8 protein-coding genes and 2 pseudogenes are annotated in these 8,372 nt (G+C 43.4%); 3 read left to right on the top strand and 7 right to left on the bottom strand.

Features of this window, described 5'->3' with window-relative positions; genetic code table 11:
- Positions 1–182 precede the first annotated feature (182 nt).
- Together hslV and hslU are read left to right on the top strand one after the other, a co-directional pair.
- Positions 183–725 (top strand): ATP-dependent protease subunit HslV, encoded by a 543-nt coding sequence (gene hslV, locus CEX73_RS02065; protein ID WP_101626941.1) that lies wholly within the window; start codon positions 183–185, stop codon positions 723–725.
- A gap of 4 nt (positions 726–729) precedes the next feature.
- A pseudogene (hslU, locus tag CEX73_RS02060) lies at positions 730–2,064 on the top strand (ATP-dependent protease ATPase subunit HslU).
- 37 nt (positions 2,065–2,101) lie between these two features.
- On the opposite strand, the pseudogene zapB reads toward hslU, so the two are convergent.
- Positions 2,102–2,327 (bottom strand): annotated as a pseudogene (gene zapB, locus CEX73_RS03445) (cell division protein ZapB).
- A 232-nt stretch (positions 2,328–2,559) separates the two neighbouring features.
- On the opposite strand from zapB, the gene tpiA reads away from it, so the two are divergent.
- Positions 2,560–3,339 (top strand): triose-phosphate isomerase, encoded by a 780-nt coding sequence (gene tpiA / locus CEX73_RS02050; RefSeq protein ID WP_101626940.1) that lies wholly within the window; start codon positions 2,560–2,562, stop codon positions 3,337–3,339.
- Positions 3,340–3,356: 17 nt separating this feature from the next.
- On the opposite strand, the gene CEX73_RS02045 is transcribed toward tpiA, so the two are convergent.
- From CEX73_RS02045 to CEX73_RS02020, 6 genes are all read right to left on the bottom strand, one after another.
- Positions 3,357–4,355, bottom strand: a complete 999-nt coding sequence (locus tag CEX73_RS02045; RefSeq protein WP_101626939.1) for a sulfate ABC transporter substrate-binding protein — start codon at positions 4,353–4,355, stop codon at positions 3,357–3,359.
- A gap of 97 nt (positions 4,356–4,452) precedes the next feature.
- The gene (gene pfkA, locus CEX73_RS02040) at positions 4,453–5,415 is read right to left on the bottom strand and encodes a 6-phosphofructokinase (RefSeq protein ID WP_101626938.1); all 963 of its coding nucleotides are present in this window, start codon (positions 5,413–5,415) and stop codon (positions 4,453–4,455) included.
- 119 nt (positions 5,416–5,534) lie between these two features.
- Positions 5,535–6,350: a serine O-acetyltransferase gene (gene cysE, locus CEX73_RS02035; RefSeq protein WP_101626937.1), complete on the bottom strand. Its 816-nt coding sequence runs from the start codon at positions 6,348–6,350 to the stop codon at positions 5,535–5,537.
- A gap of 69 nt (positions 6,351–6,419) precedes the next feature.
- Positions 6,420–7,439: an NAD(P)H-dependent glycerol-3-phosphate dehydrogenase gene (gene gpsA, locus CEX73_RS02030; protein WP_101626936.1), complete on the bottom strand. Its 1,020-nt coding sequence runs from the start codon at positions 7,437–7,439 to the stop codon at positions 6,420–6,422.
- Between the two features lie 73 nt (positions 7,440–7,512).
- Entirely contained in the window at positions 7,513–7,752 is a 240-nt protein-coding gene (grxC, locus tag CEX73_RS02025; RefSeq protein ID WP_101626935.1) for a glutaredoxin 3, read from the bottom strand.
- 47 nt (positions 7,753–7,799) lie between these two features.
- On the bottom strand, positions 7,800–8,231 hold the full coding sequence (locus tag CEX73_RS02020) for a rhodanese-like domain-containing protein (RefSeq protein ID WP_101626934.1): 432 nt from the start codon (positions 8,229–8,231) through the stop codon (positions 7,800–7,802).
- Positions 8,232–8,372 lie beyond the last annotated feature (141 nt).

Genomic DNA, 8,372 nt, shown 5'->3' with positions numbered 1-8,372 from the left:
AATCTAACCCCAGCCGTACTAACGCTGATCAATTACTTCATAATCGGCACGAAGTAAGATTATCAAATTGCATCCTTCTTGCCGAAGGGGGTTGAAAAGATTAAATCTTACCCCATGTTATGGTTAACTTATTCCCGCAAAACATGCGGGGCGATTACTCTTTTGATTCTCAGGAGTTGCTCGTGACAACAATTGTCAGCGTACGTCGTAATGGTCATGTTGTCATTGGTGGTGATGGCCAGGCAACTCTAGGTAATACTGTCATGAAGGGTAACGTACGCAAAGTCCGTAGACTGTATTATAATGATAAAGTGATCGCCGGGTTTGCTGGCGGTACCGCCGATGCCTTAACATTATTCGAATTGTTTGAACGTAAACTAGAAATATATCAAGGCCATTTGGTCAAAGCTGCCGTGGAGTTAGCCAAAGATTGGCGTACCGACCGCATGCTACGCCGTCTGGAAGCACTCCTCGCTGTAGCGGACGAAAATGCGTCTCTGATAATTACCGGAAACGGCGATGTGGTACAGCCGGAAAAAGATCTGATTGCAATTGGTTCAGGTGGACCGTATGCCCAATCAGCGGCTCGTGCTTTGTTGGAAAATACTAATCTCAGCGCCCGCGAAATTGTTAAAAAATCATTAGAGATTGCCGGAGATATCTGCATCTACACTAATCAATTCCATACTATTGAAGAATTAACGTCCAAAGCTGAAGGATATTGAAAATATGTCTCAAATGACTCCACGCGAAATCGTCAACGAACTAGATGACTATATTGTTGGCCAATACAATGCTAAACGAGCAGTAGCCATCGCGTTACGTAATCGCTGGCGTCGTATGCAACTTGATGAAGCACTACGTCATGAAGTAACACCGAAAAATATTCTTATGATTGGCCCCACCGGCGTAGGTAAGACTGAAATAGCGCGGCGCTTAGCAAAACTAGCGAACGCTCCTTTTATTAAAGTAGAAGCGACTAAATTCACCGAAGTAGGCTACGTAGGCAAAGAAGTAGATTCTATTATTCGTGATTTGACCGATGCTGCAGTTAAAATGGTGCGTCTGCAGTCGATGGAAAAAAACCGGTTCCGCGCGGAAGAAAGAGCCGAAGAGCGGGTACTCGATGTCTTAATTCCACAACCAGCCCCAAATAATTGGGGCCAGATGGAAGAAAATAATGAACCTTCAAGTACTCGCCAGCATTTCCGTAAACAGTTGCGTGAAGGGCAACTCAATGAAAAAGAAATTGAGATTAATCTCGCCGCTGCGCCAATAGGCGTCGAAATAATGGCCCCTCCTGGTATGGAAGAGATGACTAATCAACTGCAATCGATGTTTAAAAATTTAGCTGGTCAGAAGCAAAAATCGCGTAAAATCAAGATTAAAGAAGCGATGAAGCTATTAATAGAAGAAGAAGCAGCTAAGCTTGTTAACCAAGAAGAGATTAAAGAGAAAGCCATAGAGGCAGTTGAGCAACATGGCATCGTATTCATCGATGAAATAGACAAAATATGTAAACGTGGCTAAGTATCTGGGCCAGACGTATCCCGTGAAGGCGTGCAGCGAGATCTTCTCCCTTTAGTAGAAGGTTGTACTGTATCTACTAAGCATGGTATGGTGAAAACTGACTATATTTTGTTCATAGCTTCCGGGGCTTTTCAGGTAGCTAGCCCGTCAGACTTAATACCTGAGCTACAAGGGCGCCTGCCGATTCGTGTGGAGCTGGAAGCACTCACAACTGAAGACTTCCAACTAATTCTGACTGAACCTAGCGCTTCGCTTACTATGCAGTATATTGCACTTATGGCGACAGAAGGTGTGAGCATCTCCTTCACCGAAGACGGTATAAAGCGTATTGCTGAAACTGCTTGGCAGGTCAACGAACGCACGGAGAACATCGGGGCTCGTCGTTTACATACTGTTCTGGAGCGGTTAATGGAGGAAATATCCTACGATGCCAGCGAATGGCACGGTCAAACAATTTCTATTGACGCAAATTATGTTCGCAGTCATCTGGATGAATTAGTATCTGATGAAGATTTTAGTAGATTTATTTTGTAACCTTTAATTGATATTCTGGTAAAAGTATCATTAATTATTATACATCATCCATCTTACTGAACAAACGGCACAGACGTTCTTGTAAAATATTTGGTTCTGGTTTCACCATCTCATTTTCACTTTCACTGACGAGCGACTTACTACTGTTCTGTGTCTGTTGCATGATTTAAGCGATTGTTTTTTCTTTAGATCTGCAGAAGCGTAATAGTGTCAATGGCTTGCTGAACTTTTGCTTCTAGCTTATCAAATACTTCAAATGCCATTTATTTACCCCTACCATTACCTTTAAAATCCCTTAAATCGCCGCCTTTTATGCCTTGCTTTATACATACGTATTGTTCTAGTGATTTGAAGTAGCTTTTCTGTCCATGTCTAGACACATTGTTTGGTTTGTCTTCATTAATTAATTATAAATACTTTCGGCCGATAGGTAAAAATATTGCTTCATGATAATAATGTTTTTAATCTCGTTGTTCCCCTAATGGAGGAAATAAAATGCGACATCCGTTAATTATTGGTAACTGGAAACTCCACGGTAACAAACATATGGTCAGTAATTTCATAACCGCACTACGTAATGAATTAAGTAGTGTTATAGGTTGCGACGTTGCTATAGCTCCGCCGATGATATATCTAGATAGGGCTAAATATCATCTGACCGGCAGCAGCATTGCGCTGTGCGCGCAGAATGTTGATACCCATGTTTCTGGTGCGTTTACCGGTGAAATTTCCGCCAATATGCTGAAAGATATTGGTGCAAAATATATTATAATTGGCCATTTTGAACGCCGTTCCTATCATAAAGAAAGTAATGAATATATAGCAGAGAAATTTGCGATCATAAAAAATGAAGGACTAATTCCGGTTTTATGCATCGGAGAAAGCAAAGCGGAGAATGAAGCATACCAGACTGAAGCAGTTTGCGCCAGCCAGCTTGACGTCGTACTAAATAGAATGGGCGCGAAAGCTTTTGAAAATGCTATTATAGCCTATGAACCTCTTTGGGCTATCTCAACCGGCAAATCTGCTAATCCGTTCCAGGCCCAGAGAGTACATAAATTTATCAGAGACTATCTTGTTCTTCATGATGATGCTGTAGCAGAACAGGTTATTATTCAGTACGGAGGGTCAGTAAACGCCGGCAATGCCGCTGAACTGTTTACTCAGCCGGATATTGATGGCGCATTAGTAGGTGGCGCTTCGCTGAAAGCGGATGTATTCGCTGCTATAGTCAAGGCCGCGGCGCAAGCAAAAAAGCCTGATGCTAGTAGTTAGCTGATAAACAGGTTATGTTAACGCTGATAGATTTGATCGAAGCTACTACCGTTAGAGAAATGCTCTTGCTTAGCTTTCTGCCAGTTACTGAAGGTATCATCTAAGGTAAATAGTTTTAGCTTGGGGAATTGCTTGGTGAATTCTTTCGCAACGCTGGCGTCGCGCGGCCGATAGTAATTTTTCGCTGCGATGCGCTGGCCTTCAGGAGAATAAAGATACTTCAAGTAAGCATTTGCAACCTCACGAGTGCACTTTTTATCAACAATTCTATCCACCACAGCTACTGTGGGCTCTGCGAGGATGGACTCGCTAGGGGTCACAATTTCCAGCTTAAGCTTACTCTTACTATTGAGCTTATTGATTGCCAGTAATGCCTCATTTTCCCAAGCGATGAGTACATCACCCTGTCCGCGTTCTACAAATGTATTAGTCGCACCGCGAGCGCCTGAATCTAATACGTCCACATTTTGGTATAGTGCCTTAACGAATTGTTGCGCTTTCACAGGATCGTGATGATTGTGATACAAGGCATAACCCCAAGCGGCTAAATAATTCCAGCGGGCCCCGCCAGAGGTTTTAGGATTTGGCGTGATAACAGATACACCTGGTTGGATCAAATCTGGCCAGTCATGAATATTTTTGGGATTACCTTGACGCACTAAGAACACAATAGTTGACGTATATGGTGCTGAGTTGTCTGGCAGACGAGTAATCCAATTATTATTAATAAGCGTGTGCTCTGCGATAGCGTCTACATCTGAGGCGAGCGCCAGGGAAACTACATCAGCTTCAATACCGTTTATTACCGATGTTGCTTGTTTACCAGAACCTCCGTGAGACTGATGCACTGTGACGTGATCACCAGTTTTATGCTGCCAATATTGGGTAAATGCTTTATTATACTCTTGGAAAAACTCACGTGTTGGATCATAAGAGATATTTAGCAAATTTATTTCTTTGGCCAGTATACTGGCTGACAGCAATATCGATATTAATCCAAACTGCCATTTTAACATTATCTACTCCCTATCAGAAAATATATAAAGATATGAGGACAAAAGGTGTTATTTAACCAATCATATAATATAAAACACAGGCAGGTAAGCAAGTGAATTAGAACAGTTTGCGCGCCATTTCGAGAACATCACTGCGGAAAGGACGTTTCATATTTTCCATGGCGTCTGTGATATCGTGATGCACGAGTAACTCATTTTGTATGCCTACGCAACGGCCGCTATACCCCTGTAGCAGTAGTTCAATAGAGTAGGCTCCCATCCTTGACGCCAGAATACGATCATAGGCAACTGGGTTACCACCACGCTGGATATGGCCTAAAACCGTTGCGCGGGTTTCGCGCCCTGTCTCTTTTTCTATGTACAGCGCCAGTTCTGAAACATTACAAATATACTCTGTAATTGCGACAATAGCATGCTTTTTACCTTTGGCGATGCTAGCCTTAATTTCGAAGACTAAATCTTCTGGTTTAAATTCTACTTCTGGTAAAATAATAAATTCGCAACCCCCGGCAATAGCTGCTGCCATGGTGAGATCACCACAATAACGTCCCATAACTTCTACGATAGAAATACGTTGATGAGATGTTGACGTATCACGTAAACGGTCAATAGCTTCTACTACGGTTTCTAAAGCGGTACAGTAACCGATGGTATAATCGGTTCCGGCTACATCATTATCAATGGTACCAGGCAAGCCAATGCAGGGGAAGCCCATTTCAGTCAAGCATTTGGCGCCCATATAAGAACCATTACCGCCGATAACCACTAGGGCACCTAAACCATATTTGCTCATATTATTAAGAGCGATAGCCCGTATCGCTTCTTCATGAAACTCAGGAAAACGCACAGACCCCAGAAAAGTACCGCCACGGTTAATGATATTTGATACACTATAGCGATCTAGCTTCTTCATGCGATCTTGACATAAGCCTAGATAGCCATCATAGATACCGTAAATCTCTAAGCCTTCCGAAAGTCCGGCCCTAACGACGCCCCGAATAGCAGCATTCATTCCTGGGGAATCACCGCCACCTGTTAGTACACCGATTTTCTTAATCATGACTACCTCTGCACTGAAAAAACTATGTGTAGGATACTAGGATACAATGCGGGGGTTATAACCGCCATTCTCAAATGTTATTCAAGAAAGAAAATAAATGACATTATGGTTTTTTGCAGTTAGATACCATCACCGAATTGAAAACCAGGACTACTAAAAAACTGATCCATTTCTTCTGATGGACGATCACTATCTGGTTTACCCACTATCCTAGCGGGGACCCCCGCTGCTGTGGTGTGGGGTGGTACAGAACGCAGAACGACCGAACCAGCACCAATTTTAGCACCCTTTCCTACTTCAATATTGCCTAGGATGGTCGCGCCTGCTCCAATCATAACCCCTTCACGAATTTTGGGATGACGATCACCACTAGTTTTGCCAGTACCACCTAACGTTACTGACTGCAGTATCGAAACATCATTTTCTACTACGGCCGTTTCACCGATAACTATGCTTGTTGCGTGGTCAAGCATAATGCCACAGCCAATACGAGCAGCTGGGTGGATATCTACGCCGAAGGATACAGAAATCTCGTTCTGGAAATAAATTGCTAGTGCCTGGCGATTTTGATACCACAGCCAGTGACCGATGCGATAAGCCTGCAGCGCATGGACTCCCTTAAGATATAGTAGTGGAGTAGAATATTTATCTACCGCTGGGTCACGTAATCGTACCGCATGGATATCGCGCGCGGCAGCAAATATCATTCCTGGATCAGTTCTATAGGCATCCTCTACCACTTCTCGGATAGCAATGGCCGGCATAATAGGGTTAGCCAGCTTATTAGCTAACATATAGCTTAGCGCGCTGCCTAGATTCTCGTGTTTGAGTAGCGTCGCATGAAAAAAACTAGCCAGCATGGGTTCACAATCAGCTAGCAATCGTGCCTCAGCTTTAATGCTATTCCATACTAGTTCCAACTGTTCAATGGACATATAGTCTACCTTTTACTTGTATTGTCATATCGTATTACTTGTATTGTCATATCGTAGATGTAGATGACATCATAAACTGCCTATTTTCTCATCTTTCTGGTCGCGTCCAAGCAAAGTTAATGCAGCCTCGTGAGCATTTTTATTCTGATATAATACTTGATATATTTGTTCAGTAATGGGCATCTCCACCCCATAGCGACCAGCCAACTCCAGCACTTCTTTCGTATTACCATAACCTTCTACTACCAAACCAATACTCTCCTGTGCAGTATTAACACCAGCCCCCTTCCCTAGTAGCAGGCCGAAACGGCGGTTACGCGATTGATTGTCGGTACAGGTTAATACCAAGTCTCCTAGTCCAGCCATACCCATAAAGGTGCTTAGTGCCGCACCCATTGCCGCACCCAGACGTGACATTTCCGCCAAACCACGGGTTATTAGCGCTGTGCGCGCATTAGCGCCAAAGCCGATACCGTCAGAGATACCAGCTCCGATCGCGATGACGTTCTTAACCGCGCCGCCTAACTGAACGCCGATTAAATCGATATTGCTGTAAACCCGAAAATTGGTACCGCAATGTAGTAACTGTTGCAAGTCTGTGCGAAAGGTAACATCGGTGGCGGCTAGCGTGATAGCAGTAGGCAATCCGGCCGCAACTTCACGGGCAAAGGTAGGTCCAGATATTACTGCAAGTGGAATATGTCCGCCCAGTATATCCCGTGCTACATCTTGCAGCAGGCGTCCGGTTTTCATTTCCAATCCCTTAGTAGCCCAGACAATACGTGCATCGTGACGCAAATGCGGTTTCATTTGCTTCAGTACGCTACCAAATACATGGCTGGGCACCACAATAAGCACATTACTGCTTGCCGCCAGCGCAACTGGTAAAGATGTTTCTAAATATAACGTAGGGGGGAAGAGTACATCCGGCAAAAAAGTATGATTACAACGCGCTACTTTCAGCGCGTGGATATGGTCTGGATCATGACCCCATAATACCACCTTATGACCGTTGCGAGCCAGGGTAATGGCTAGAGCGGTGCCGTAAGAGCCAGCCCCGATCACAATAATAGAGGCAGCTGCTGACATAACTAGGAGCCTCGCGTCAATGGACTAGACTAGTTTCGTAGTAGAACCGCTTGAAAACACAATTTTTTTATCATTAATCTAATCCACCACATGCATCAAGTCTGTACAGATCATCGCAGCCCCCAACGTACTCGTTATCGATAAATATCTGCGGCACGGTAGCACGGCCGCTACGATTAATCATTTCTTCTCGCATGTTAACGTTCCCATCGATAGTTATCTCCTGAAAAGGTAAGTGCTTATCGGTTAATAATGCCTTAGCACGATGGCAATAAGGACAGGTTAATTTGGTATAAATTTCAATTTTAGCCATGCTATTCCCCCTTAAACCTGAACTGACTCTTACTAAGTAAGAAAAAGTTATTTGCCCCGTATGAGCGGTAAATGGTCTGCACGCCAGCCGGTAATGCCTTCTTTCAGCACATAAACTCGTTCAAAGCCGGCTTTATACAGATTATTTGCAGAATGACGGGAAGTCATGCCGCTATTACCGATCACTACGACTGGTCTGTTCTTAGCTTTTTCGAGAGATCCTAGGTTGCCGTTTTGGATACCTGTATCTGCTAAATTTATGCTGTTAGTAATATGTCCCTGACAGTAATCATCCCTGCTGCGCAGATCAATAATCACAGCATCTTCTTTATTGATCAAGCTGATAGCTTCGCCGCTGGTGATTTCTCCTATTTTGGAACACCAGCTCTGAAAAGAGACAAATATGACGGTACTTAGTAAGACTAACCATGCCAGACTTAGCATAGGATGGTTACCCACAAATTGCATAATTTCTTGCATAGCGTGAAAAAACTCCTGTGACAAATTATCAATGATTTTACTAATATCACCAACCGTACAATACAGCTAATTACATAGTATTTGTTCTGAGTTAAAGTTAACTGGTAAGCAGCTGTTTAATGTGAAATAATAGTTTTTATG

The organism is Candidatus Palibaumannia cicadellinicola, assembly GCF_002855795.1.
Taxonomy (GTDB): Bacteria; Pseudomonadota; Gammaproteobacteria; order Enterobacterales; family Enterobacteriaceae; genus Baumannia; species Baumannia cicadellinicola_C.
This window is presented reverse-complemented; position numbering and strand designations above follow the sequence as displayed.